The organism is Streptomyces sp. NBC_01476 (genome assembly GCF_036227265.1).
GTDB lineage: Bacteria > Actinomycetota > Actinomycetes > Streptomycetales > Streptomycetaceae > Actinacidiphila.
Genome location: NZ_CP109446.1, coordinates 3,458,268 through 3,482,297, shown reverse-complemented (window position 1 = coordinate 3,482,297; position 24,030 = coordinate 3,458,268). Strand labels below are relative to the sequence as shown.

The following is a 24,030-nucleotide window of genomic DNA, read 5'->3' as shown; positions in this document are numbered from 1 at the left end:
GCCCCGTGCGGCGGCGGCCAAAGCATAGAGGGGACGCAGCCCGATGCTATACGCGGTCAAATTCAGAGCTGGCTGTAGTGTTGGGGCATGACGCGGCGGAGCCATTTCGGATCGGATCTAGCGTGGAGCAGATCCTGGTAGGTTTCTCGTGAATCGCACCATGTGCCACCCTCGATTCGTCTGTGGCCTGATCGGTCTGGCTGGTTCGACGGCTTGCCCTGTTTGTCCCGCTGGTCGGTGCGGGGGGCCTTCGCGTGACGCCGCGGGTGCGCCGGCTTCCACGGGGCCGGAATCCTGCTGGTCTGCTCCTTCCTGGTCCTTGTCGGGGTGGTGGCCGGCCGTCAGCTGAGGGCCGGAAGCTGATGGGCTCGCTGCCAGGCGGTGGTGAAGGCTGTCGCCCAGGGCCAGGTCCGGTCCAGGTGGAGGGTGCGCCTGCGGACGTGGGAGGTGAGTCGGGCGGGCAGGTGGTACAGCTTCATGCGGATCGTCTCCGGCTCGGCGGCGGCGAGTTCGGGCTCGTCGTGCGGGAGGAGGAGCCGGGTCCAGGCGTCGAGGTCGGCGGCGATCGTGGCGGCCAGTACCCAGGCGGCGTTGAACTGCCAGGACTTCGAGGGCAGCAGCCCGAGGCCGACCCGTTTGATCGCTTTGACGCGGTCCTCGACCTCGGCGTGATCGCGGTAGAGGGCGTCGACGAACCACACCTGCCCGGAGCCCGGCACGCTGGACAACCCCTGGTGGGCGGGGATGTTCGTGGCAGTGATCTGGTAGCGCCAGCCGGTGCGTTTCTCGAAGGCGGTCAGCTTCTTCGCGTCCCGGCGTGAGGGCTTGACCCGGCGCACGATCAGCCGCATCCCGGTCGGCCAGCCGGTCAGGTCACGGATCCCGGTCAGCTCGGCGACCTGGTAGGAGACCATGTCGCCGTCGGGTCCCTTGATCTTGTGGACCTCGCCGTCCTGCCGCAGTGCGGCCGTCCATACCTTATCGGGCAGCAGCGCGATGGCCTGCTCGTCGGTGGCGTTGATGGCCCAGCCGGTCACCCAGCGCACCCGGCGCCGGCTGGTGGTCAGACTCTGGAGATGGTCGAGGATCTCGTGGCTGAAGGCCGCGCCGTCGATCCGGATCAGCAGTTTCGACCACAGCGGCAGCGGGAGCTGCCGCAACGCGGCGGCCAGGACCGTCTTGTGGTCAGCGACATCGTTGGGCGGCGCGTTGCCGGGCCGCAGCAGCATGGCGACGCACTCACGGGTGTTGGCCACCCACGCCCCCAGCGGCATGTGCCCGAAGCTGCCCTTGAAGGTACCCTCCGCCCCTTCCTTGGCGCTGGTGCAGGTCACGATGGTCGCGTCCAGGTCCAGGACGTACCAGCCGGTCAGCTCCCGGCCGCACACCGAGATCCAGGGGAAGCCGCCGGGGCGCAGGGCCAGCAGCGTCCACACCACGTGGCGTATCGCGGCGCGGACGCGTTCCACCCGGGCCAGGACCGGGCCGTCGATCGCCTCCAAGGCGCGGCGCAGGGTGCTGTCCGAGACCGGGCGGGGGAACAGCGCACGCCAGTGGTACTGCAGATGCTCGGCCTGAAGGATGTTCGTCGCGCCGAGCACGATCGCGCAGGCCAGCTGGACCAGCGCCACACCGCGGTCCCGCCAACCCGGCCCAGTACCCTTCGGCAACGCCGCACTCAGCGCGGTGGCCAGGCCGACGCGGTCGACGACCTTCCGCAGCAGCACCACTCCCGCGTGGCCGATCAGGTTCTTGCCGTCGGCCCGCACGGCAAGCCGGTGATCTCATTCGATAGCCTGCACCTGTTGGGTGCCTCTTCTCTGCGACGGTTTTGATCTCAGCAATCAGATCATCGCAGGTGGGAGGCACCCTTCTCCTGTTGTTGCGTCAGATCGCCGTCGCAGCTGAATTCATGAGGTCAGCGGGTGCGGGAGAACGCCACGCGCGGGTCCACCGGTCGGGAGGCCGGAGCGGAGGCGGGTGCGGGGACCGGGGGCGTGGCGGGCAGGCCGGCACGGGCGGGGCTGGCGGCGAGCGCGGCGGCATTCAGGGCGGGGAACCTGCGCGCGGCGGTGTCCGGACTGCGCTCCCGGGGCGCCGACCTGGCCGGTGCGGGCGAGCGGCGCGCGGTGACGTCCCGGGCGAGATCGGGCTGGACGGCGACCTGCAGGTCCGCGCGGTTTATCGCTAGCGTCGTCCGGGCGACCGCGGCGAGCCCGTCTGCCCGGCCCGTGGCGGGCGGCAGCGTGTAGATGTCCAGGCGCGGGTGACGCTGCCAGCCCTGCTCGCTGAGCAGTTGCTTGGCGAGGTGGACGCCGTCGGTGGTGGCGGCGACTATGCCGAGCTGGGGGTGTTCGGCGAAGGCGACGTCCGGCGCGATACGGACCGGCGCCACACGAGCCGGGCGGTCGGGGGTGGCGGAGTTGGCAAGTGAAGGGTCGAGGGCCGCGTCGGCGTCGACGTGGTACCTGGCCTTGCGGAGCAGGGCGACGGCCCGGGTGGCACGGCCCAGGCCGTCGCGTTCCTGGTCGCTGAGCGCGTACAGGTCGCGGTGGCCGGGGACGGGGTGGAAGTCAAGGCCGCGGAGCATCCAGGCGCCGGCGGCGAGGCGCTTGGGGTTGGAGGCGACAATGCCGAAGTCGGGGTGGTGGCCGACCGTGATGTCGGGAAGGGGATGGTCGGGAGTGGGCATGGCGGATCCGTTCGGGAAGGACGGTAGCGGGGGAGAACGTGGTGGCGTGGGCGGATCTGCGGGTCGGGTACATCGGTTCTCCAGGGCGGGTTGCGGTCAGGGCCGGATGGGTGGCGCGGGGTGGTTCGTCGTGGGCCCGCTGGCGGCGCGGATCTCGCGGGTGCTGGCCCCGTTGGTTCCCGGGTGCGGACGGCCGATTCAGCGGTGGTGCACGGACGCGGGAGCAGCGTTCGGCGGGGCCGGAGTCTCGGCCGGGGTGACTGTGGGTGTGCCATGGCGTTGTGCGGCGGGGGATACCGCCTGAGCCGCGGCGTGGCGATCACCGGACTCGACCGGTACGGCCGTCGCGGACGCGGCGAACATCAAGCCGGCGGCACGAGCGGGGTCGCGGGTGGCGTCTGCCTCCAGCCAGTCCAGGCGCTGTTCCAGATCGCGGGCGTGGTCGTCCCGGGTCGTGATGCCAGCTTCCAGAGCGGTGAGGGCCTCGTCGATGGTGCTCACCAACGGGCCGTCGACATACCAGCGGCCGTCGGCCAGCGTGTTGATGCGCACGCGATGGAAGAGGCAGACGGTCTCTGCGTCGATCAGCCCGAGGTGACTGCTGTTCAACTCGCGCAGGGCGGGATCGGCTTGCGGCTGGTCCGCGAGCGCCCGGAGCTGGTCAAGATCGCCGGCGAGTGCTTCGACGCGGGCGTCGAAAGCGGTGAGCACAGTCCTGGCGGGCGGCGTGTGTGTGCCGGATTCGGCATCGTCATCAATCGGGGGAGGGGCTTTTTCCGTGGTGCGAATGGTTCCCGGCGCGGGAGTCAGGTGCCAGTGGGGGTCGAACATCTTGCCGTGTTCGGTCGGGGGTGCGGTGAGGCCGAGCTGCATTTCAAGGGTGAGGGCGGTGTCCTCGCGCAGTGCGATCAGCACGTACATGTCGTCGATTACCACGTCGAGCTTGGCGGCGAGCCCGGTATCGGGGTAACTGCCGGGGGCGGTGAGCATCCACACGCGGGAGCGCAACTGCACCAGTTCCGTCTCGGTCTCGGCGAGCCGGACGTAGTCAAGGGCGGGGCCCCACTCTGCGGGGTCGGGCGAGTGGCGCCGGGCGCGGAAGGCGTCGATGCTGCCGAAGCGCTCGATGAGCTGGGCGTCGTAGCGGGTGGCGTGAGCAGGCATGGCAATCCGTTCGGAACAGGGTGCGGGAGCAGGCGGCAAAAGCGACAGGGTTCTGCTGGTCCCGGTCAAGGCGGGCATCCGGGAGGTTCTCCGGTCAGCGGCCGGGGGCGGACGAGGGCCGCTCAGTCGGCGGTGCAGCGGAGGCCGGGGCCGAGGGCGTCGGCGCGGGATGCGTTCGCCGGGCGGTGAGAATGCCAGCGCGGCAGCGACGCGGGGCTCCTGGGAGGTGATCGGGCCGGATCGGGCCCGTAGGGGGTGCTCGGCGTGCCGGTCGGCCAGGGTGTTGCGCAGGTTGTAAATCTCCTGGGTGGAGACGCCCATCTGCCTGTTGATGCGGCGAAGGCTGGTGGCGTAGAGGGGATCGGCTGTCTCGCCGAGTCCTTCCCACCAGTCGGCCGTGGCGTCGAGGACTTCGGTAAGCCGGTCCAGGACGCCGTCACCGGGCGCGGTCAGCTCGCTGAGCACCGCGACCGCCTGGCTGGTGTGACCGGCCCGGGACAGGGACTGGGTGAGATGGTCGAGACGGTCGCCGAGGCTCAGCCCGTTATCGGTACGGACCAGGAGGCTGTGGTCGAGCAGGTCGGCATCGACGGCGTAGGCGAAGCCCTCGGCGCCCAGCATGTCGACGGTCCGGGTCACCGTGTGGCGCTGTTCGACCGGGTCGGTCATTCCGGCGGGCAGGTGGTGGAAGCGTCCACGGTGGGTCACTTCGGAGACGAAGCCGGCGCGGTGGAGAACGGCGTCTGCCGCGTTGAAGGGTTCAAGCCTGGAGGAAGGTGCCCGTGGCGGTAGGCCGATCTGGTCCAGGCGGGCGTTGATGGCGGCCAGAAGTGGGGCGGTGCTGCCGCCGTTCAGGGCGTGCGGGCCTCCGGGCTCGGAGTTGTAGAGCACTTCGTGCACCGTGGAGTCGTACGGACCGCTCCGGGTGACCAGCCAGCTTTCGACCATCAGGGTGTCGATCATCTCGTCCAGGCGTGCGTCTCAGTCGGGCACCGCATAGTCGGGCCGCAGCGCTTTGCCGCGCCCGACCCCGGCTCGGCTGCTCTGGCAGACCTGACGGCCGCTATCGGGGCGAGGCGCCTCCTTGTCGATGTCTCCGGACCGGAAACCCCACCCGGAGGCGCAGTGCTGATCGGCGCAGCGCGCGCCGCCGGTACGCCCACTGCCGCCTACGCCTGTCGACCCGGTTTCACACACGCCACGGGCCGTGAGCCGAACTGGCGGAACCTCATGATCCAGTACGCCGTGCAGGCCCGGCTCGACACCGCGGAGGCCGTCACCGCCTGGCTGTCCGCATGAGCGTCGAACAGATCGCCGCAGGCCACCGGACCCTGGTCCTCGAAGGGTGCGACGGCGTCGGGAAGACCACCCTGGCCCGACACCTGTCCGCCGACTACGGCTTCACGGTCGTGCACTCCCCGCGAATCCCCGACCACCTCGATCTCGCCGGCCGGTACCGCGCGATCCTGGCCGGGGAGGGCCACCTCCTGTTCGACCGCTGCTTCCTCAGCGAACTGGTCTACGGCCCTCTCACCCGGGGCCGCTCACGCATCACGTGGAGCGAGGCGATCGACCTCGCCGAAACCGTCATCGCCCGAGATGGCCTGCTCGTCCACCTCACCGCCCCGCCGGCCGTCGTCCACCAACGGCTCCTCGCCCGCGACGGCGAGGCCATCAGCCTGGACGACGTCACGGCTCTGATCACGGCCCACCGACGTGTCTTCGACGCTTTGGCGGACTACGCGCCTGTGCTGACGATCGACACCAGCACGCTGGATATCCCTCCTGCAGAGTGAACTTCCCTGGCCCCTCCTCTGGCGCGCTCCTCACCTCGCTAGGCTGCGACCGACCTGCTGCCCCACTCGTCGGAGGAGCCATGGACATCCGGTCCGCCCAGAAGCTCGCCGGGGAGAACAAGACCGCCAAGGGCTTCAACACCACCGATGTGCCCCTAGAGTTCGGCCTCCTGACCGCCGAGATCGGCGAAGCCTTCACCGCCTGGCGCAAGGGCCTGCCCGACTTCGGCGAGGAGCTGGCCGACGTCTTCCTGTACCTGGTGGCCCTGGCCGAGATGAACGGCATCGACCTCAACGACGAGGTGGCCAACAAGATCGACAGGAACACCCGCCGTGTGTACGAGCGCAACGAGCATGGAGCGCCGATCAGGATCAGCGAAGGCTAACCACGCATCTCGTAACGGCTCGCAGAGAGATCAGGGCGATCCGTCTGCTGGATTGGGCGGTTCCCAGCCCGCCGCCTATGTTCCTCGTCGTGCAGGCTTGGGCCGCCGCTTACACGCCGACGCCCCTGCGCGGGGCCACCTTGCCCCTCTTGTGACGTAGCAACCCTTGCGGAAAGTCTTTCCCTAGGTGGTTCATTACCTACTAGGTAATACTCTGCTACGCTCGGGGGTATGAGGGTGGACTTCGCCAATGCGCGACTTCGCGACACCTGCGCCACGGACAAGGCGATGGTCCGGGCGTTCGGCCCTGTGCGTGCTCGCCGCCTGCAATTGCGACTGCAGCATCTGCGTGTGGCCGAGAGCCTGGCCGAACTGCGCGAGTTGGGTGGGCATCCGCATGAGTTGACCGGCGACCGCAAAGGGGCGATCGCGGTCAACCTGGATGGCCCGTATCGGTTGATCATGCGCCCTCTGGACGCAAGCGGTGATGTGATCGCCCCCCCGATCGACTGGGGTGCCGTGGAAGCCGTCGTGATCGACGATGTGGTCGACTACCACTAGCGGTGACTGGAAGAGATGAGGAGGTGTCGATGATGACGCACAGTAATGGAGGCTTCCACGGTTTCGTGGGCGCTTTGGAACCTGACTACGCCGTACCGCCGGGTGAAACGCTCAGGGAGCGCTTGGAGGAACTGGGGATGACTCAGGCCGAACTGGCCACCCGGACGGGACTGACACCGAAGCACATCAACCAGGTCTTGCAAGGCGTCGTGCCGCTCAGCGGTGAGGTCTCGCAGCGTCTGGAGTTCGCGGTGGGGGTTCCTGCCCGGCTTTGGAATCGGCTTGAGGCGGACTACCGCACTCAGCAACTGCGCTTGATCCAGGAGCGGGCTCAAGCGGAGGACCCTGAGGCGGCGCCCTGGCTAGCGAGCCTGCCGGTAGCGGCACTAGCCTCAGAAGGAGCGATCCCTGCGCATCCGATGGACACGGCCAGTCGGGTCCGGCAGCTGCTGGAGTTCTTCGGAGTTGCCAACATCGCAGCCTGGTACGAGGTGTGGCGCAAGCCCGCTGCCGCGTTCCGACAGTCCTACGCCTACGAGGCCCTGCCCGGAGCGTTGGCTGCTTGGCTGCGCTTGGGGGAACTCGCTGCACGCGAGGAGAATCCTGGTCCCTTCAACTCTGCGGGCGTCCATCGATTGCTGCCGGACCTGGCTCAGTTGACGAGGAGGTCGCCGGGCGAGGCTCTCTCTGTGGCAAGGCAGAAGCTGGCTGCGCTCGGAGTCGTTGTTGTCCTGGTCCCTGACGTCCCAGGGGCCCGCGCCTACGGCGCTACCCGATGGCTCGGCCCGTTCGCTTTGATCCAGCTCAGCATGCGGGGCAAAACGGAGGACGTGCTATGGGTGACGTTGTTCCACGAAATTGGGCATGTCCTGCTGCACGGGCGCAAGGGTCTGTTCATCGAGCAGGACGACGCAGACACTCCTGATGGCCAGCCCCAGGTCGCCCCTGCAACCGACGAGGCAATCGCACAGGAACGGGAGGCCCAGGAGTTCGCTCTGGATACACTTTTCGGCGAGAGGGGTTTGACTCGCCTTGATCAAATCTCCAGTACAACTGAGGCGTTGGACCTGGCTGACGAGCTCGGCGTCGGCGTCGCGATCGTGGCGAGTCAACTCCAGGCACGGGGCGTGTGGACCCACGCCCACGGCGCCAATCACCGCCGAACGCTGCCAAGTCTTGATGAGTTGCGCAACCCTGCACCCGCCCCGCGACCCAGGCCAACCAAACAAGAACGGGGAGGCGGAGCTCCGCGTCAGCGTTGAATCAGAAAGTGCAACACCATGGCAGGCGACGAGGTTCTGCCTGTAAACGGGTCAAGGAGGGGTGCACGATCATGAACACGTACGGCGGGGGGCCCTCGGAAGAGGACTACGCACGGCTTCCGGAGGACTTGCTGGCTGACCTGCTGTCGGCGGCACCCGCTGTGGCGGATACGGTCGAAAATCTTCTTGGCCCTGCCCTAGAGATGCGCGACCAGCTTCGCGAGGCGGCACTGGACTTGGGCCTCATCGAGCAATGGCAGGGCGGCCGGCCGCTCACGCTGGCAGCCGTCGATGGCGGGTTCGCTGTCGAACGCACCGTGGCCGTTGACATCGCGTTGTCGGTCGCCGTTGGCGTCGAGGGCTTCGCGCCCGAGGGGCGCGGTTGGCAGTGGGACGACAACCAGCACTCCTTCGCCCAGCACGTACTCGTGCACGACGTGCACAACGAGCGCTTGGCCCGAGCCGGCATGGTGATCCAGGAGTTGGACGTGATCGCGGACACGCCGCACGAGTTGCGGATCTTCGACGGCAGTCATCTGACCCCAGTCATCCAGCTCAACTCTGCCCTGGCCTCCCGCAGCTCGGACGTTCGCTCCCGGGTTCTCGAGCTTGCCAACCAACATTCCCTGGTCGACGCATTCGCTGCCTTCACCAGCGAATCCAGGATCATCGCCATGCCGAAGTACAACTCGTCTCGCACTATCTGCGAGGCCTTGGCAGATGAAGTTGGTAAGCCGATACCCGGCGACGACAGGTACTTGACCTCCCTCATCCTGAACGGAGGCGAATACGTCGTCCCCGAGCGCGTTCCTGCCGACCCTTGGCGCCAGCTGCACATCAAGCACCATGACGACGCCACTGACGAGGAGAAGGCTCTGGCGAACAAGCTCCACGAGGCGCTGGAGCCGCTCCAGTCCCGCGAGCTCTACGTCATCTACTTCCGCCCCACAGACTCGTCCACCGCCTACCGGATTGAGGTCAAACCCGGTCGCGCTGAGGACTCGGACCGTGTGAACGATCTCCTTGCCAGCATCGCATTCCAGCTGACGACGCCATTCGTACAGGAGCCCTACCCGCAGTATCTCGCCGACGTAATGGCAAAGTCCGTGGGGCTGGGCATCAAGGCACTCCAGAACGCCGCCCAGTTGCACCTAACCCGCCAGTCTCCACAGTTGGCTCAGTCCGTCGTCCACTCCTACCGCACGGAAGGCAAGTGAGACCCGTGCCTGGCCCCTCGATTCCGCCGCCCGCCACAGGCCAAGCCGCCCAGACCCTGTCGGGGCAAATCATTGGCACGGTCGGCTCCCCCAGCACGACCAGCGAGGTTACCGTCGACATCTTGGAGGATGCCTCCGCGACCACGTTGCTGGGCGACCTGGTAGCCCTCACTCATCAGTTGGAGCCTCGGCGTCATCTACTGGCTGTGGGGACTGTCGCCGAGATCGAGACGCGCAACCGGTGGCATGAGGACTTGAACATGCGCGGCGTCGTCAAGATGCACGGCCGCCTGCCCCACCTTTCCACGGTCGGCGATACACGCACCGCGAAGGTTGTGATCCAGGCTGTCTACGAAACCGACAGTCCGCACCCTCCATTTCAAACGTCGCCTCACGAGTCAAGTGGTGCCTTGGGCATGAGTCCCAGCACTGGCATGCCAGTCCGTCGCGTCGACGACGAAACCGTGGGAGCACTCATTTCCAGCCATGCGCCCGAGGTGGTTTACCTTGGGCGCATCTATCGCTCCAGCGTGCAACTGCCCCTCTACGTGCGTGACTTCGCTGGTGACCAGACCGACGGCGCTTTCCATGTGGGGGTGTTCGGACGCAATGGTTCCGGGAAGACTGCGCTCGCGGTGTACTGGCTCGCCGCACAGATGCGGCACCTGTCCCTTGGTGTTCTGGCGTTCGATCCCCAGGGCCAGTTCTCTTCCCAGAATGGTTTTCCCTTCGACTTGAAGGCCTGGGCACGGAATCTGGGCCGGGAGGTCCGGGGCCTGTCGATCGCCGAGGACGTGCGGTTGCCGCCGTGGGCCACGACATTCGTCGAACTCCTCGACGGGGCGAGGTTTTTCCACCAGCTCACGATCAAACACGCCGCCAACCGGGAGGCGGCGCTGGACGAGTTCGTGCGACTCCTCCACAATGCAGCCAACTGGGATGATCGCCAACCCGATGAGGTGTTGCGCGCACTGCTGACCTCCCTGCAAGGCGACGTGCCCGCCCTCACCCGCGTCTACAACTCCAAAGGCCCGCGGGACCGCGTCATCGGCACCCTCGACCGGATCCTCACCAGCCCGTCGGAATTCCAACAACTCGCCAGCATTTTCAGGCCCGTTCACAATCTCTTCGCGCCCACTAATCTCGCAGGTCGTCCCCGCATCAAGCTAGAGCGGCTGATCCACGACGTCGTGGACGGGCGCAGCGGTGGACAAGCTGCCCCGTACGTGATCATCGATCTGTCGGCGCGGTCAGGGCTGACCTGGCTTGATGACCCGGAGACGAAGGCCCGGCTTATCAAGGACATCGCGAGCAACCTGCGCCGGGTGGCCGAGGAGCGGTGGCACGGGACGGAGCGCCCCATTAACTGCTGTGTAGTGTTCGACGAAGCCCACCGCTTCGCCTCGTCGCAGCCCGCTGGCGAGCAGACCGCCCGGCTTGCAGCCAGCCTCACCGAGTACGTACGCACCACGCGCAAGTACGGGCTCGGTTGGATGTTCATCACCCAGGAGGTCTCTGCCCTGTCCCCTGGCATCTACACCCAGTTGCGGATCAAGGCGTTCGGGTACGGGCTGACCACGGGTAGCGACCTGAACCGGCTCACCGACGAAGTCGGGCGTGGGCCTGCGCTGGAGTTGTACAAGTCGTTCGCAGACCCACGTGCCTTGACTCGGAAGACCTACCCGTTCATGCTGACCGGTCCGGTCAGCCCGCTGTCGTTCACCTCCGCTCCCATCTTCTTGGAAGTCCACACTGAAGTCACCGACTTCCTGAACGCTAACCAGCATCTCTTCGCTGGTCTGCCAGTGCCGAGGTTGCCCGACCAGCGTCAGTGACCCTGAGTCACGTATATAGGCGCCAAGAGGTGGGATCGAAGGAACGCCATTCGGAAGTGGACTGCGCGCGGGCGAAGGCCCACCTCTCCTGCCACCACCGCCCCAACTCCGCAGTGGAGCGGGTGGACCAGTGAAGCTGCTGGTCCTCCTCGCGGAGCCAGCGGTCGAAGTTGACCGCGAGTGGGGCGAGGAAGATCTGGCGCCGCACTCCGTGCAGGCGCATCTTTTTCGGGTTCAGCCCAAGCCCCGTGAAAGCGCGGCTGAGGACTTCGCGCCTATTGCGGAACGACCCGCTACTACCCCAGTTGGCGTGCCGGTGCGATTTCTCGCCTGGCGTGCTGGCGGCGGCGAACGCGGCGAGGTCCTCGTAGATGTCCCCGGAGAAGTGGAAGTCACCGCTGCCAGCGGTGAAGCCGACAGGACTGAACGCGAGTGCGCCGTCGGGCGTGCGCAGCCGGTTATACAGAGAGGAACGACCCAGCGCGGATGCCGTGGTAACCAGCGCCAATTGTGCATCCGGGTCACGTCCGGCGATGCGGGTTGTCTTGTGCCCGTACCGTTCAGCGAAGGTGTCACGGACCTCCCGGCTGGTGGTCAGCAAGGCCGTAAGCTTCCCCGCTAGCAGGTGGCTGTACGGCGGTACCGCGCCCAGGACGAAGGCGTCCATCACGCACGCCAGCCGTTCCTGACGCTGCTGTGGCGACCAGCCGATGACCGCGTCACGTGCCTTGAGCGCGAAGACCGGGTCCGCGAGCCCAATCAACCCCATGACTCGATCCTCGTGGCCTTCATCGACGACGAGAAATCGCAGCCGGCGCCCGTATCCGCTGGACACGGGAACAGACCAGTGCAATGCACACCAGCGCCACATGGCGCTGTCCTGGCTGCGATAGTCGTCCACGTGTACCAGCGCCGGGCGGATCTTGCGCGGGTCGATGTCCTTCCCGGCCGCCAGACGGGACACCAACGCGTCCTCGTGTCCCGCTAGCGCCTTCCTCGCCCGCTCCCGGCTAGCCCCGACTGCTTCACTGTGCAGGCGCCGCAAATGGTCCTTGTCGTCCTGTACCGGTGCCAGAACGGCCCCGTCCTTGACGTGGAAGCCCTGGTTCCTCAGGTGCGCGAAGACCCGTTCACGCAACACCGCGGCGCGCTGCTCTGGGCCGTCTACCGTGCCTTCTCCCTCCGCCTCCAGAGCGCGCAACAGGCGCAGCAGTATGTCCGCACGTGGAATCCGCTCACCGCGTTCGTACTTGCAGATCGAGCTCTGTGGCACTCCGGACTCTTGAGCCAGTCGAGACTGACTCCAACCCACGGCCGCACGCGCACGGCGCACCACAGCGGCAGGCGAATCCGGTTCCCCGGCCACGGCAAAGAGTGCATTGGTCATCGCCCTACTATGGCGGATACGACATAGTGCCGGCCACCCCTCGTAGGCTCAGTATCGACCCATCCAAGCCTGTCACAGGTGTGCACTAGCCAACGTAGGCGAATGTTCGGAGTCGGCCGGCGCGTCGGCGCGATGAAGGCTGCATCATAAGACAGCCAAATGATCACCATGGCGCGGCACCTACGCCCTCGATCCGGTCACGTCGCAGTGCCCAAGGACCTGTCAGTCACTCGGTCGGACTCAAAGCCGTGAGCGCCCGACATCGTCCGATCTAAACAGCGTCCCTGGCTACGCGATGGTCCAGTTTGGGGAGGAGATAGTTCAGCGGCGAAGTGTCAGCGGGCGCGGCCACGTCTGCCTGTCACGAATGGCTGGCCCCCGGCAGCCGCTGTCCGGCCTCACCGTCCACGGCGTCCCCGCTGGACTGCCCGCCCACGTCACCCCTGTCCGCCACAGCGCCGGAGAAGGAAGTGCCTGCCGAATGCGCCCGTCGGGGTATCGGCCTGCGCGACCTCCGGCACCGCCATGGCGATCAGCAGGCATTCTCGTCGGATCCGCCTCATCGGCTGGACACGCGTACCCAGCCACGCTCGACGCCTGTACCGAAGTCCTGAAGCCGTCTGCTTCCGTTGCCCGGTAGCGGTGTCTGCGTGAGCCTTGCGTGAGCGGACGACTCAGCATCTAGCCCCCGCCACCGCACCCAGCCTCAGACCGAAAGTCGCTGAGCAGCGAAAACCGGATCTCGGGGCATGACTACCCACCGTATGTCACGATCCCGCCAGCCCTCGTCATGCATGGGTCTCGGGTTCGAATCCCGCAGGCGGCTCCGGAAAACCCCAGGACTCACTCGCCGTGACCTGGGGTTTTTCCTTTTCCTCCGCGTTCTGTGGCATCGCTGGTTCGGGCACGGGGGCCGTCGGCGGCCAGGGGAGCGCCAGGGGACCGCATCGGGACAGTCGGAGGACAACGGGCCGTTCCTGCGCGGGTTCCGGTGCGGGACCGCACAATGTGGCACAGGACGGCTGCCGAGAACCGTGGGCCCGAGGACGGAGCGGCTGTACGCGGTGCCTTGAAGCGACGTCGGTGGGTTCAGGGGTGACTGGGGTTTCCCGCGTCGCCATCAGGCCAGTTTGTTGATCTGCGCTGTGATGACCTGCTGGGGTATGCGCGCAGGGGTGCCGGCTTGGGGCGGCATGGAGAAGAAGGTGGCCACGGTCGTTCCGGACCGGATGACGGTGTAGGCGAACTGGGTTGCCGCGGCTGGTCCTTCGTCGTCTGCGGGAAGGTTCTGTGTCATGACGTACGAGATCGCCAGGTCGCCGAGATGTGGGGCCGGGGAGCGGGCTTCCTCGATGACCCGTGCGACCGGCTGGTAGCCGCCGATGTACTGGGTCATGTCATAGAGCGGCCGGCACGGCGCCGGGACGGGCCGGGGCCGTTGGCTGACGTCCTTCACCCCGGACGGGAGGCCCTTCCCGGCCAGGAAGTTGAAGGTGAACCCTTTCAGGTCCGCCACCCCTATCTCCGCGACGCGGCTGGCGGCAACTGTCCGTGGGCGTCGGCGCGAAAGGCCCGCGCCGACTGGGTCGTCGTCGGCCTGATCCCCGAACGGCCGACGCGACCATGGCCTGCACGGGTCCCTACGGAGTCGTCGACACCAGGCCCGCGCCCGCGACTGCCCGCTTCCGCCGACGCGAGGCCACAACATGGAGATCCACAACTGCGGGCGGAGTATTGACTGACTGAGCTCAGAGGCAGTCGGCCGAAGTCAGTGCGGCCCGAGTGGGCCCCTCACGCCGTCGTCAGCGCCGCCAGCGCGCGGTCCATCGCGTCGTTGAATTCTTCCGGCGTCAGCGGCAGCCGGGCCTTGACGTCCCGGCTCCACTGGTCGGCGAGGACCTCGGCGGAGCCCGCCTCGACACCGTCGAGTGCCGCGTCGGCCAGGTCCGACGGTGCGATCTTGGCCACCGGCCAGCCCGCGGCCATGTCGGTGTCGGCCAGGCCGAGGTGCACCGCCGTCACGAGCGTGCCCTGCTCGGCGAGTTCCAGGCGGACGCCGTTGGTCATGGCCCAGGCGGCGGCCTTGGTCAGGTGGTAGGCATTGGCCCCCTTGCCTCCGAACCACGACATGGCGGAGAGGACGTTGACGATCGCGCCCCCGCCGTTCCTGGCGAGCGCCGGCGCGAACTCCCGGATCATTGCCAAGTGGCCGAACATGTTGGTCTCCAGCTCGTGCCGTACCGCGTCCAGCGAACCGTTCACCAGATCGGTCCCCGTCTGGATCCCCGCGTTGTTGATGAGCAGCGAGACGTCCGGGGCGGCCTCGCCCGCGGCCCTCACGGATGCGGGATCGGTGATGTCGAGGGGCAGCACGTCGACCCCGGGCAGATCCACGGTCTCGGGCCGGCGAGCCGTCGCGTAGACCTTGCGGGCACCCCGTTCGAGCAGGCGCTGGGCGAAGGCGCGGCCCAGGCCGCGGTTGGCTCCGGTGACAAGGGCAACTGAGTTGTTGATGTCCATGCCCGGTACGCTAAAACCTGACGCTAACGTCAGAGGCAAGTATGGGTCATCAGGGCCGGGTGAGAGGAATCGCCATGACCGTCACAGAGGCCGCGGCCGAGCGGCTGATCCGCATCGGCGAGGTGGCGCGGGGTGCCGGCGTGTCGGTACGCGCTGTGCGTTACTACGAGCAGCAGGGGCTGCTCATCGCGCAGCGCAGCCCCTCCGGCCAGCGCCTCTACCGGCAGGAGGCCGTCACCCTGGTCCGTTTCTTCCAGCAGATGTTCGCCGCCGGCCTGACCAGCCGCAGGATCACGGAACTCCTTCCGTGCTGGGACTCCGGGCACACCGACGCCAGGCAACGAGCCATGCTGCGCGCCGAGCGGGACCGTATCAAGGCCAAGATCGACGACTTGCAGGCTGCCCTGGACCGCCTCGACGAGGTCATCGCGATCACGGACACGCACCCGTAGGCGCGGTCGGCTCGACGGCATGCGGCGTCAGCTGGAGGCCGATGGCTTCGATGATGTCCGGCGTTCCGGATGACGGTGGCGCGGGGCGGCGGAGGTTCTCGATGTGGTGCGTCAGGGGATCAGGGCGGCCAACGAGGTGGCCGATGAGGCGGCGCCGGACTCCGTCTGGGGGGCCTGGCTGACGGCAGGCCTCGCGGGTGTCTCGGCGAAGCTGACGAAGTCGGAGAGTCGGGAGGCGCTTGAAACCTGGCTGGAGGCGTTCGGTGGACAGGTGCGAGCGGGCGGGCCGTCGGGTGGGCTGCGTGCCACGAAGGTCATCCGGCTACCGGCCTGGGCCGCGGTTCGGGTGGCCGTCGCGTGCTCATGCCGGGGTGGCGGCCGCCCCGTGATCGTGATGCGGCGGCAGGTGTAGGTGCGCCGCGGTCGTGGGAGGTCAGTCCAGCGTCCTGGTGGCCGTGCGGAGTTCCTCCAGGGCGGCGAGTGCGTGCGGGGCGAGGCCTGTCGGTTCGTCGGGGCCGGCTTCGGACCACCGGGCGTAGCCCCGCTTGAAGGCCAGGACGCCCAACTCGGCTGCGAGGTGCGCGGTCGGATCGGGGACGCCGCGGGCGAGGAGCGCGCCTGTCATGGCCGACGCGAGGCCGATGCTCTTCAGCGCGTCCCGTTCCTGAAGCTCGGTGCTCGCCGCCACGGCCGCTTTCAGGCGGGGGCCGAGGTCGCGGTTCACCGGTCCCATCTCGCTCGACGCGCGCTCAAGACCGGCGGCGACCGCTTCGAGCGGGCCGGCGCTCGCCGGCGCCTGCGCGATGCCCTCGGCGAGGAGCCGGCTCAAGGTGGCCTGCCCGGCCACCAGGACCTCGCGTTTGTCGGAGAAGTGCCGGAAGAAGGTGCTCCTGGTGACACCGGCCCGCGCCGCGATCTCCGCCACGGTGGTGGCGTCGTACCCCTGCTCGGTGAAGAGGTCCACGGCCGCGACGACCAGCCGCTCTCGTGCCCCCGGTTCCCATCGAGCCATGCCGTCAGCCTAACAGAGCGATGCGACACCTGTCCCGTCGCTCTGTTACGGTGATGGGACAGTAGTCCCGTCACTCGTCAGGAGAGCCCTCATGCATGTCTTCGTCACCGGCGGTACCGGCACCATCGGCTCCGCGGTCGTCGCCGAACTGCTGGCCAACGGCCACACCGTCCTCGCGCTGGCCCGCTCGGACGCCTCCGCGCGGACCCTCAAGGACGCCGGGGCCGAACCCCTGCGGGGAGAGATCGCGGACCTCGACGTCCTGCGCGCCGGGGCCGCGCGGTCCGACGGCGTGATCAGCCTGGCGTTCAGCCGCGACTACGGCGACCCGGACGGGCTGGCACGCGCCGTCGCCCAGGAGAGTGCCGCCGTCGCCGCTCTGGGCAACGAACTCATCGGCAGCGACCGGCCGATCGTCACCGTCTCGGGTACGCCCTGGGTGGCGGGCCGTCCCTCCACCGAGACCGATCCGCTGCCGACCGACGGACCTGTCGGCGGCCGGGGCCGTTCCGTCAACGCGCTGCTGGAACTGGCCGCGCGCGGGGTGCGGGCCACGGCTGTCCGGATGCCGCGTACGGTCCACAACGAGGGCAAGGGCGGATTCGCCGGCCTGCTGACCGAGCAGGCGCGCCGTACCGGAGTGGCCGGCTACCCGGGTGACGGCACCCAGCGCTGGCCTGCCGTGCACGCCCTCGACGCGGCGGTCCTGTTCCGGCTGGCCCTCGAATCGGCGCCGGCCGGTACCGCCTGGCACGCTGTGGCCGACGAGGGCGACGCGGTACGTGACATCGCGGCGGTCGTCGGCCGGCGCCTGAACCTGCCGGTCGAGGCGGTACCGGAGGAGACGTTCGGGCCGTTCGGCCCGATCTTCGCGATGGACCAGCCGGCGTCCAGCGCTCACACCCGCGATGCCCTCGGGTGGCAGCCGACGCACCCCAGCCTTCTTGAGGACCTGGAGAACGTCCGGCCCTGATGCCGGCCCCTGGGCCCCAGGACCCCGGCTTGGTCCCGGCCCCCGCCCCCTTCGCCGAGTCGAGTCGAGTCGAGTCGGTCCGTGTCGAGCCCAACCGGCGGCCGGGCAGCGGCTGTTCACCGTCGCGGGGGCGCGGGCCGGGGCGGGCCGTTGTGTGAGGTACGCGGCGGTACGGGGCCGTCCTGTACGTTCCCTGGCCTCCGGCCGTACGGCCCGCAGCGCCGTCAGGCGCACGGCAACCGATGTCGCGCCGCCTCAGCCGTGGGCCCCCTGGGCGTGCCGCGGCAGCAGGCCCACCAGCAGCAGCGTCAGGACGTTCAGGCCCGCGGCGATGGCGAAGACCAGTTCCGCGGCGGCGAGGGAGGAGTGGATGGAGGGGTGCCCGACCCGGGCGAAGAACACCGTGCCGAGGGCGGCGACGCCGATGGCGCCGGCGAACTGCTGGACCGCGTTGAGCAGGCCCGCGCCCGTACCGACTTCTTCGGCGGTGGCGTCGCCGATGATGAAATCGACCAGCGGGACGAAGACCAGCCCGGAGCCGAAGCCGGTGAGCAGCAGCGCGGGCGCCAGCTTCCAGAGGGTGATGCCGGCCCCCCAGTGCGCGGTGGACCACCACAGGGCCAGCAGGCCGACGACCGCGATGGACAGCCCCAGGTGCAGAGTGGCGCGTCCGAGCTTCTCGGCGAGTACGGCGCCCGCGAGCAGCACGGCCACCGCGGTGCCGACGGCCCAGGGGATCAGTGTGAGCCCCGTGTGCAGCGGCGTCCAGTGCATGCCCTGCTGCAGCAGCAGGTTGATGACCAGGACGAACGCGCTGAGTGAGGCGTAGAACCCGGCCACGATCATCAGCCCGACGACGAAGCTGCGCTTGCGGAACAGCGACGGTGTGATGACCGGGTGCTCGCTGTGCCGTTGGGAGACGACGAACAGCGCGAGCAGCACGACCGCGGCGGCCATCATCGCGTAGGTCCAGGCGGGCCAGCCGAGGTCGCGTCCCTGGATGAGCGGGACGATGAGCAGGGCCGAGGCCGCGGTGAGCAGGCCGACGCCGGTGAGGTCGAGGCGGGCGGCCGGGTCCTCGCCGCCGCGCCGGGGCAGGACGCGCAGGCCGAGTACGCCGGCGATGACGCCGAACGGGATGTTGATCAGGAAGATGGAGCGCCACTGGCTGCCGAACAGGTCCAGGTGGAGCAGCCAGCCGGCCAGGATGGGCCCGCCCACCATGGTCAGCCCCATCAGCGGGCCGACCGGGGTCAGTGCCTTGCGCAGGTGCTGGGGCGGGAAGACGACCTTCATCAGGGCCAGACCCTGCGGGATCATGACCGACCCGCACAGGCCCTGCAGCGTGCGGGCGACGATCAGGAAGAGCGCGTTGGGGGCGAGACCGCAGGCCAGCGAGGCCAGGGTGAAGCCGGTCATGCCGAGCAGGAACAGCCGCCGGCGCCCGAGCAGGTCCCCGAGCCGTCCCGAGGTGACCAGGCCGAGGGCGAAGGCCGCGGTGTACGCGCTGAGCACCCACTGCACCGTCACCTGGCCGCCGCCGAGGTCGGCGCGGATGGAGGGGCCGGCGAGGTTGGCGACGCTGGAGTCGATCAGATCCATGATGTCGGCCATGACCACGACGACCAGGACGAGCCAGGCGGTACGCAGCGGCAGGGGGCTGGTGGTGGGGGGTAGGGGTGGGAGCTGGGTAGTAGACACGAACGCCGTTCTATAACGGATCGTCGTTCGGATCAATACGAACGATGTTATCTGTGATGTGGAACACCGTTCGACGGCCGGGGTCGGGCGGTCCGTACGGCACCCGCGCCGAGCGAGGTAGGAAGGACACGGCGGGCGCCGCCTCGGAGGAGGGGGCCCGCCGTGCTGAGGGTTCAGCCGGTGGGGCCGATCGCCGGCGGTGACAGTTCAGCCGGTGGGGTCGATAGTGACCGTTCGGGCCCATTCGGGTGGGGCGTCGGGGACGTAGTCGGGGTCGTTCTCGTTCCACGAGGCGCGCTCGCGGGGGAAGAGGCCCACCACCGTGCGGCAGGGAGGTCGCGTGGCGGGCCAGGGGGTCTGGCCGTCGGTCAGGGCGACGATGACGTCGGGGCGCGGCTGGGTGCGCAGCGCCCTGGCGAAACCCGTACGGAGGTCGGTGCCCCCGCCGCCCAGCAGCGGGATTCCCTCAGCGCTGCAGAGCGGGTGCACCACCTGGGCGGCCGCGTCGCACGGCAGTACGGTGACCAGGTCGCGGCGGCCCCCCACGGCCCGGGAGATCGCGGCGACCTCCAGCAGCGCGCTGCCCAGTTCCGTGTCACTGACCGATCCGGACGTGTCGATGACCACGCAGACCCGCGGCGGCCGGCGCCGCAGGCTCGGCAGCACAACCCCCGGCAGCCCGGCCGACCGGCGCGACGGACGACCGTAGGTGTAGTCCTCGCCCACACCGGGACCGGACGCCGCCGAGCGCACCGCCGCTCCCAGCAACTCCCGCCACGGCTGCGGCGGATGGAACGCCGCCTGCGCCCACCGCTGCCATCCCCGCGGGCTGTTCCCCGGCCGGCCCCTGATGCCCTCCGCCACCCGGAACCGGACCGCGTCCCGTTCCTGCGGGGTGAGGCCGTGCGCGCCCTCAGGGCCCAGGTCCCACCCCCGCTCCAGCCCGTCGGCGCCGCTGCCGCAGTCCAGCCAGGCCAGATGTGCGGTGTGCGGCCCGAGCCGGAACCTGAGCAGGTACTCCTCCATCAGCTTCCCCTCCGGCAGCCTCAACAGCCCCGGCTCGACGGCTCCTTCGGGGCGGGCCAGACCGTCACCGAAGGTGTCGTCGTTGATCTCGCAGTCCGCGGCGATGTTCATCCGCAGCCGTTCGGCGGCACCGGTCAGCCCGTGCTCCCGAGCGAACCGGTCGCTGCGCCCGTGGTGGTCGCGCAGCAGGTGGGAGACCTCGTGCACCCAGACACCGGCGAGTTCCTCCACCGGGGTCCGGTCCACGAACACCGGGGAGACGTAGCACCGCCAGTAACGGTCGACGGCCATCGTCGGCACCGTCCGTGACTCCACGGTGTGCAGGGCGAAGAGCGCGGTCGCCAGGTAGGGACGGACCCGGGCGGCGTGCAGCCGCGCGGCGAAGAGCTTGTCGAGGTCGAGCCTTCGCGGGACGTCCGGCCTTACCGGCACCTCCGGCCTGCCTGGCACCTCCGGCCTTCGCGGTACGTCCGGCCTGTCCGGCCTGCCCGGCACCTCCGGGCTGCCCGTCGTCATCGGTCCGCCTTCGCCGAGGCGGCGACCGCCACCCGCGCCGCCGCCCGGTCCGCCCGCCGCGACAGGGACACCGCTCCGGCAAGCCGCTCGATCGACTCCGGAACGTCCCAGTCCGCGCGGCGCAGTGCGGCGAGTGTGGTCGCGGGGACGACCACCAGGTCCGGGGCACCGGTCTCCATCGCCCGTACCAGGAGCTCCCACGCCGCGTCCCAGCGGGACTTCTCCAGGCGCTTGCGGACCGCGTCCACCACACCGTCGAGCACCGCCTGGCGCAGGTCCCCCCGCTCGGGCAGCTCCGCCCCGGCCGGGTCGGCGAGCAGCGTCTCGGGGTCCGGGAGGTCCAACCGGTCAAGGCTCGCCAGGAGTTCCAGCCCGGGACCGTCCCCCACCGTGCCCCTGACCAGTAGCGAAAGGACCTCCTGTGAGGAGCCCGCGGCCGTTGCGAAGGCGATCAGCCGCAACGTCATCTCCCAGCTCCTCGGCGACGGCCAGGGACCGCCGCGGCGGGTTTCGCTACTCGGCAGCCGGTGTACGAGCCCGGGGCGGGCGGACAGGAACGCGCACACCGCGCGGCGGGCGAAGGCGACGGCGTCCGGCAGCCGCCGCGCGTCGAGTTGCGGCAGGGCCGCCCGCGGCCAGATCCCGCCCAGACCTCGTACGACGACGTCGTGGTCATGCGTCCACTGCAGGTGGACGAAGCGGTTGGCCAGCGGCGGGCTCAGCTCCCAGCCGTCGGCCGCCGAGGAACGGGGGTTCGCGGCGGCCACGATCCGGACGCCGGGCGGCAACTGCAGTGCGCCGATGCGCCGTTCGAGTACGAGGCGCAGCAGGGCGGCCTGCACGGCCGGCGGGGCGGTGGACAACTCGTCCAGGAAGAGCAGCCCGCGGCCGGTCCTGGCCAGCCGGACCGCCCAGTCCGGCGGGGCCATCGGCACACCGTGCGCCGCGGGGTCGTCGCCGACGACGGGCAGCCCGGAGAAGTCGGACGGCTCGTGCACGCTGGCGATCACCGTGGTCAGCGGGAGGTCGAGGGCCGCGGCGAGTTGCGTCAGGGCTGCCGTCTTGCCGATGCCGGGCTCACCCCACAGGAGTACGGGCAGGTCGGCGGCAACGGCCAGTGTCAGGGCCTCCAGCTGTACGTCGGGGCGCGGTTCGGTGGTGGTCTCGCGGAGCAGGGTGAGCAACTCACCTGCGACGTCGAGTCGGGAGGAGGGGCGGGGCGGGTCGGCGAGGGTGGTGGGCGTGGCGGACGGGGTGTCTGTGGGCAAGTTCGATCACCTTTGGGTTCGTGGTGGGCGAGCGGGCGGGCGGAGCAGGTGGGTTGCGCACGTGGGTCGAGCAAGTGGGCGGAGTGTGCGGGCCTTTGCGGGCGCGGGGCGCGGGGCGCGGGGCGCGGGGTACGGAGGTCTGCGGTCAGCCGGGGTGAGGACGTGGCCCAAGTGGGCTGGACCGAGGGGGAGTTGGAGACAGGGACCCGGTCAACCGGGTCGATCGCATGGGCGCGGGCGGCCCTTGGCGGGTTACGGGAACGTCCCAGGTCAGCGGAAGGTCGCGTGGCGCGGGTGCGGGGAGCCGTCAGCGGTACGGGCACGGACACGGGTACGGACACGGCGACGATCCGAGGCGCGACCCGGTGCGGGGACGGGTCCCCGGGGCCCGATCAGGTCCGCCCTGAACAGCCCGTGGGTGATCCGCCGCCGCGCGGCCTCCTCCAGCTCGTCCCGCAGATCCCCGCTGCGCAGCAGGGCACCGGGGCCGAGCAGCCCCTCGACGACAGCCAGCGCGCCTGCCGTGTCGCCGTGGTCCAGGCGGGCACGGACGTCGGGGAGGCACTCGGGATGACGGTGGGCCTCGTCGATCACCCGCAGGCAGGGCAGCGGAGTGCCGGTCAGCGCGGCCAGCAGTTCTTCCCGGCGGAGCTCGGCCGGGTCGTGGTCCAGCGGGCTGAGTACCCCGTTGACCAGGCCGATCCGGTGCGTGGCTCCCCGGCACTCCACGAGGCGCGGGGCTCCGGACCGGTCCGGGCCGCGGTACGAATTGGGTGGCGCCTGTCCCGGTGCCAGCGCCGACGCGACCAGCGGGTGCAGCTCACCGGGTGCGATCAACCCGGCGCGGAGCAGCTCCAGGTCGGGCGGCACCCAGGTCGCCGCGTCGGGCAGCACCGGGTACGGGCCACCGCCCGGGGCGGCCCGTACCGCGGCCCGTATCGCGGGCGGCCCGGCCGGGTCCGTGTCCAGGGCGACGTCCAACGCCAGTTGGAGCCGGGTCGCGAGCCGTACGGTGACGGTGCCGGTGGAACGTCCCCCGGCCCGGAGCACGATCCCCGCCTCGGCCGCCCACCGGTCCACCGCGCAGCCGCGACCCTGCGGCACCAGCCCCAGCGGATCCGCGACGGCAGCGGAACGGGCGTCGGCGCGCGGCTGACCGGCCCCCGACCGTATCCGCAGCTCGTCCGTCCTGCGGGCGTCCCACAGGTGGCGGTGCAGGTCGAGCCGGAACCGCCGGCCGGGATGGGGATGGGGGTGACGGCGGTCGCCGGGCGCGGCACGGGATCCGTCCCACAGCGCGAGGCTGATCCGCTGACCGGCGTCCGCCCACGCGGGCGGAGTACGGGCGACGAGGTGTACCGGGTGCCCGCCGTCCGCGGTCGCGTACCGGGCCAGCGCGACGGTCAGGTCCGGACGCAGCAATCCGTCGGGCGCGATCCTCGGCATGTGCCAGCGCATCAGGTCAGGAGCGAGATGGCGGAGATCGGCGCGGATCCGCGCGGCGAGTTCCGGGCCGTGGGTACGTGCCAGGGAACGCAGGTTCAGGTCGACGTCGATGCCCGCGGCGGCACATGCCCCCGCCCAGTCGCCGGCGTGGCGGCGGGCGGTCGCGGTCTCGATCATGGAGGGCGGCACGGCGAACCGGCGCACGCGCAGCCACAGGGAAAGGCGGGAACCCCCACTCGCGTTCTGAGAGCGCATCAGCACTCACCTTGCGCGGACGGGACCCCCGATCTGTGCAGAGGAGGAGTTGTCATCGGCGGGAGCATAGCGCTGCTCGCGCCGATCTGTCAGCCGCGGAAACGGGCCTCGCCGGGCTCGGCGGGGGCGACGGCGGAGGTGGCGGCGGCGGGGCGCGCGCGGGGACGCCCGGGGCGGGGACGCCTGGGGCGCGGGCAGCCGGGCGGTCCGTACGGCACCTGGCTGCCGCACGGCAACGGGCGCGCGGCACCGGCCCGGTCGGCACGACGAACGTGACCTGCTCCGGCCGTACGGCACCGTCCGCGCGGCACCGGCCGTACGGCACCGGCCGCGCGGCCCGGCGCCGGCCCCGGACGAGCCCGCGGCCCGGCTCGGGGGAGTGCGCCCGAGGCCGCTCTTCCCGTGCCGTGAAGCACAATCCCCCTCCCCGCGTGGTGATTTCGCCCGATCCGCCGCGATACCCCGCGCGCGCTGGGTAGCGTGCGTCCTCCACCGGGCCGGGACCGCCGGCCGGACAGAGGAGGCACGTGATGGCGGACCGTCCTTCAAGCCAGAACCGTC

Annotated in this window: 20 protein-coding genes; 9 read left to right on the top strand and 11 right to left on the bottom strand. The window is 69.7% G+C overall.

Annotation, left to right across the window (positions count from 1 at the left end; all coding sequences use genetic code 11):
• Positions 1 to 341: 341 nt before the first annotated feature.
• The 3 genes from OG552_RS15335 to OG552_RS15325 all read right to left on the bottom strand — a co-directional run bounded on the left by OG552_RS15335 (position 342) and on the right by OG552_RS15325 (position 4,819).
• The gene (locus OG552_RS15335; protein ID WP_329133234.1) at positions 342 to 1,769 is read right to left on the bottom strand and encodes an IS1380 family transposase; all 1,428 of its coding nucleotides are present in this window, start codon (positions 1,767 to 1,769) and stop codon (positions 342 to 344) included.
• A 149-nt stretch (positions 1,770 to 1,918) separates the two neighbouring features.
• Complete coding sequence (locus OG552_RS15330; RefSeq protein ID WP_329133232.1) at positions 1,919 to 2,692, bottom strand: hypothetical protein; 774 nt, start codon at positions 2,690 to 2,692, stop codon at positions 1,919 to 1,921.
• 198 nt (positions 2,693 to 2,890) lie between these two features.
• On the bottom strand, positions 2,891 to 4,819 hold the full coding sequence (locus tag OG552_RS15325; RefSeq protein ID WP_329133230.1) for a hypothetical protein: 1,929 nt from the start codon (positions 4,817 to 4,819) through the stop codon (positions 2,891 to 2,893).
• Between the two features lie 162 nt (positions 4,820 to 4,981).
• On the opposite strand from OG552_RS15325, the gene OG552_RS15320 reads away from it, so the two are divergent.
• The 7 genes from OG552_RS15320 (at position 4,982) to OG552_RS15290 (ending at position 10,913) form a co-directional block, all read left to right on the top strand.
• Complete coding sequence (locus OG552_RS15320; RefSeq protein ID WP_329133228.1) at positions 4,982 to 5,155, top strand: hypothetical protein; 174 nt, start codon at positions 4,982 to 4,984, stop codon at positions 5,153 to 5,155.
• Complete coding sequence (locus OG552_RS15315) at positions 5,152 to 5,652, top strand: hypothetical protein (RefSeq protein ID WP_329133226.1); 501 nt, start codon at positions 5,152 to 5,154, stop codon at positions 5,650 to 5,652. Before OG552_RS15320 ends, OG552_RS15315 begins: the two co-directional genes overlap by 4 nt.
• 80 nt (positions 5,653 to 5,732) lie before the next feature.
• Positions 5,733 to 6,038, top strand: coding sequence for a MazG-like family protein (locus tag OG552_RS15310; protein WP_329133225.1), 306 nt, complete (start codon positions 5,733 to 5,735; stop codon positions 6,036 to 6,038).
• 231 nt (positions 6,039 to 6,269) lie between these two features.
• Positions 6,270 to 6,599: a type II toxin-antitoxin system RelE/ParE family toxin gene (locus tag OG552_RS15305; protein WP_329133223.1), complete on the top strand. Its 330-nt coding sequence runs from the start codon at positions 6,270 to 6,272 to the stop codon at positions 6,597 to 6,599.
• Between the two features lie 29 nt (positions 6,600 to 6,628).
• On the top strand, positions 6,629 to 7,861 hold the full coding sequence (locus OG552_RS15300) for a helix-turn-helix domain-containing protein (RefSeq protein WP_329133220.1): 1,233 nt from the start codon (positions 6,629 to 6,631) through the stop codon (positions 7,859 to 7,861).
• A gap of 71 nt (positions 7,862 to 7,932) precedes the next feature.
• The gene (locus OG552_RS15295) at positions 7,933 to 9,078 is read left to right on the top strand and encodes a DNA double-strand break repair nuclease NurA (protein ID WP_329133218.1); all 1,146 of its coding nucleotides are present in this window, start codon (positions 7,933 to 7,935) and stop codon (positions 9,076 to 9,078) included.
• A 122-nt stretch (positions 9,079 to 9,200) separates the two neighbouring features.
• The gene (locus OG552_RS15290; RefSeq protein WP_329133217.1) at positions 9,201 to 10,913 is read left to right on the top strand and encodes an ATP-binding protein; all 1,713 of its coding nucleotides are present in this window, start codon (positions 9,201 to 9,203) and stop codon (positions 10,911 to 10,913) included.
• A 7-nt stretch (positions 10,914 to 10,920) separates the two neighbouring features.
• Here the strand turns inward: OG552_RS15290 and OG552_RS15285 are convergent, their stop codons facing one another.
• The 3 genes from OG552_RS15285 to OG552_RS15275 all read right to left on the bottom strand — a co-directional run bounded on the left by OG552_RS15285 (position 10,921) and on the right by OG552_RS15275 (position 14,820).
• The gene (locus OG552_RS15285) at positions 10,921 to 12,300 is read right to left on the bottom strand and encodes a Druantia anti-phage system protein DruA (protein WP_329133216.1); all 1,380 of its coding nucleotides are present in this window, start codon (positions 12,298 to 12,300) and stop codon (positions 10,921 to 10,923) included.
• 1,120 nt (positions 12,301 to 13,420) lie between these two features.
• The gene (locus OG552_RS15280) at positions 13,421 to 13,816 is read right to left on the bottom strand and encodes a hypothetical protein (protein WP_329133214.1); all 396 of its coding nucleotides are present in this window, start codon (positions 13,814 to 13,816) and stop codon (positions 13,421 to 13,423) included.
• 275 nt (positions 13,817 to 14,091) lie between these two features.
• Positions 14,092 to 14,820: an SDR family oxidoreductase gene (locus tag OG552_RS15275; protein WP_329133212.1), complete on the bottom strand. Its 729-nt coding sequence runs from the start codon at positions 14,818 to 14,820 to the stop codon at positions 14,092 to 14,094.
• Positions 14,821 to 14,894: 74 nt separating this feature from the next.
• Here OG552_RS15275 and OG552_RS15270 point away from each other — a divergent pair, with 74 nt between their 5' ends.
• On the top strand, positions 14,895 to 15,272 hold the full coding sequence (locus tag OG552_RS15270) for a MerR family transcriptional regulator (RefSeq protein WP_329133210.1): 378 nt from the start codon (positions 14,895 to 14,897) through the stop codon (positions 15,270 to 15,272).
• Positions 15,273 to 15,705: 433 nt separating this feature from the next.
• Here OG552_RS15270 and OG552_RS15265 read toward each other — a convergent pair whose 3' ends face one another.
• Positions 15,706 to 16,284, bottom strand: a complete 579-nt coding sequence (locus OG552_RS15265) for a TetR/AcrR family transcriptional regulator (protein ID WP_329133208.1) — start codon at positions 16,282 to 16,284, stop codon at positions 15,706 to 15,708.
• 91 nt (positions 16,285 to 16,375) lie between these two features.
• Here OG552_RS15265 and OG552_RS15260 point away from each other — a divergent pair, with 91 nt between their 5' ends.
• Positions 16,376 to 17,257, top strand: a complete 882-nt coding sequence (locus OG552_RS15260) for an SDR family oxidoreductase (protein WP_329133206.1) — start codon at positions 16,376 to 16,378, stop codon at positions 17,255 to 17,257.
• A 255-nt stretch (positions 17,258 to 17,512) separates the two neighbouring features.
• On the opposite strand, the gene OG552_RS15255 is transcribed toward OG552_RS15260, so the two are convergent.
• The 4 genes from OG552_RS15255 to OG552_RS15240 form a co-directional block, all read right to left on the bottom strand.
• Complete coding sequence (locus tag OG552_RS15255) at positions 17,513 to 18,958, bottom strand: DHA2 family efflux MFS transporter permease subunit (protein WP_329133204.1); 1,446 nt, start codon at positions 18,956 to 18,958, stop codon at positions 17,513 to 17,515.
• Between the two features lie 207 nt (positions 18,959 to 19,165).
• Entirely contained in the window at positions 19,166 to 20,500 is a 1,335-nt protein-coding gene (locus OG552_RS15250) for a vWA domain-containing protein (protein WP_329133202.1), read from the bottom strand.
• The gene (locus tag OG552_RS15245; RefSeq protein ID WP_329133201.1) at positions 20,497 to 21,768 is read right to left on the bottom strand and encodes an AAA family ATPase; all 1,272 of its coding nucleotides are present in this window, start codon (positions 21,766 to 21,768) and stop codon (positions 20,497 to 20,499) included. The genes OG552_RS15250 and OG552_RS15245 overlap by 4 nt, the downstream gene beginning before the upstream one ends.
• A gap of 270 nt (positions 21,769 to 22,038) precedes the next feature.
• Entirely contained in the window at positions 22,039 to 23,469 is a 1,431-nt protein-coding gene (locus tag OG552_RS15240; RefSeq protein WP_329133199.1) for a hypothetical protein, read from the bottom strand.
• Positions 23,470 to 24,030 lie beyond the last annotated feature (561 nt).

Bases quoted from the DNA above. Each gene is read 5' to 3' on its own strand.
- OG552_RS15315 (WP_329133226.1), top strand. From the start codon at position 5,152: ATGAGCGTCGAACAGATCGCCGCAGGCCACCGGACCCTGGTCCTCGAA.
- OG552_RS15300 (WP_329133220.1), top strand. From the start codon at position 6,629: ATGATGACGCACAGTAATGGAGGCTTCCACGGTTTCGTGGGCGCTTTG.
- OG552_RS15325 (WP_329133230.1), bottom strand. From the start codon at position 4,819: ATGATCGACACCCTGATGGTCGAAAGCTGGCTGGTCACCCGGAGCGGT.
- OG552_RS15240 (WP_329133199.1), bottom strand. From the start codon at position 23,469: ATGCGCTCTCAGAACGCGAGTGGGGGTTCCCGCCTTTCCCTGTGGCTG.
- OG552_RS15265 (WP_329133208.1), bottom strand. From the start codon at position 16,284: ATGGCTCGATGGGAACCGGGGGCACGAGAGCGGCTGGTCGTCGCGGCC.
- OG552_RS15250 (WP_329133202.1), bottom strand. From the start codon at position 20,500: ATGACGACGGGCAGCCCGGAGGTGCCGGGCAGGCCGGACAGGCCGGAC.
- OG552_RS15260 (WP_329133206.1), top strand. From the start codon at position 16,376: ATGCATGTCTTCGTCACCGGCGGTACCGGCACCATCGGCTCCGCGGTC.
- OG552_RS15295 (WP_329133218.1), top strand. From the start codon at position 7,933: ATGAACACGTACGGCGGGGGGCCCTCGGAAGAGGACTACGCACGGCTT.
- OG552_RS15310 (WP_329133225.1), top strand. From the start codon at position 5,733: ATGGACATCCGGTCCGCCCAGAAGCTCGCCGGGGAGAACAAGACCGCC.
- OG552_RS15285 (WP_329133216.1), bottom strand. From the start codon at position 12,300: ATGACCAATGCACTCTTTGCCGTGGCCGGGGAACCGGATTCGCCTGCC.
- OG552_RS15275 (WP_329133212.1), bottom strand. From the start codon at position 14,820: ATGGACATCAACAACTCAGTTGCCCTTGTCACCGGAGCCAACCGCGGC.
- OG552_RS15305 (WP_329133223.1), top strand. From the start codon at position 6,270: ATGAGGGTGGACTTCGCCAATGCGCGACTTCGCGACACCTGCGCCACG.
- OG552_RS15330 (WP_329133232.1), bottom strand. From the start codon at position 2,692: ATGCCCACTCCCGACCATCCCCTTCCCGACATCACGGTCGGCCACCAC.
- OG552_RS15270 (WP_329133210.1), top strand. From the start codon at position 14,895: ATGACCGTCACAGAGGCCGCGGCCGAGCGGCTGATCCGCATCGGCGAG.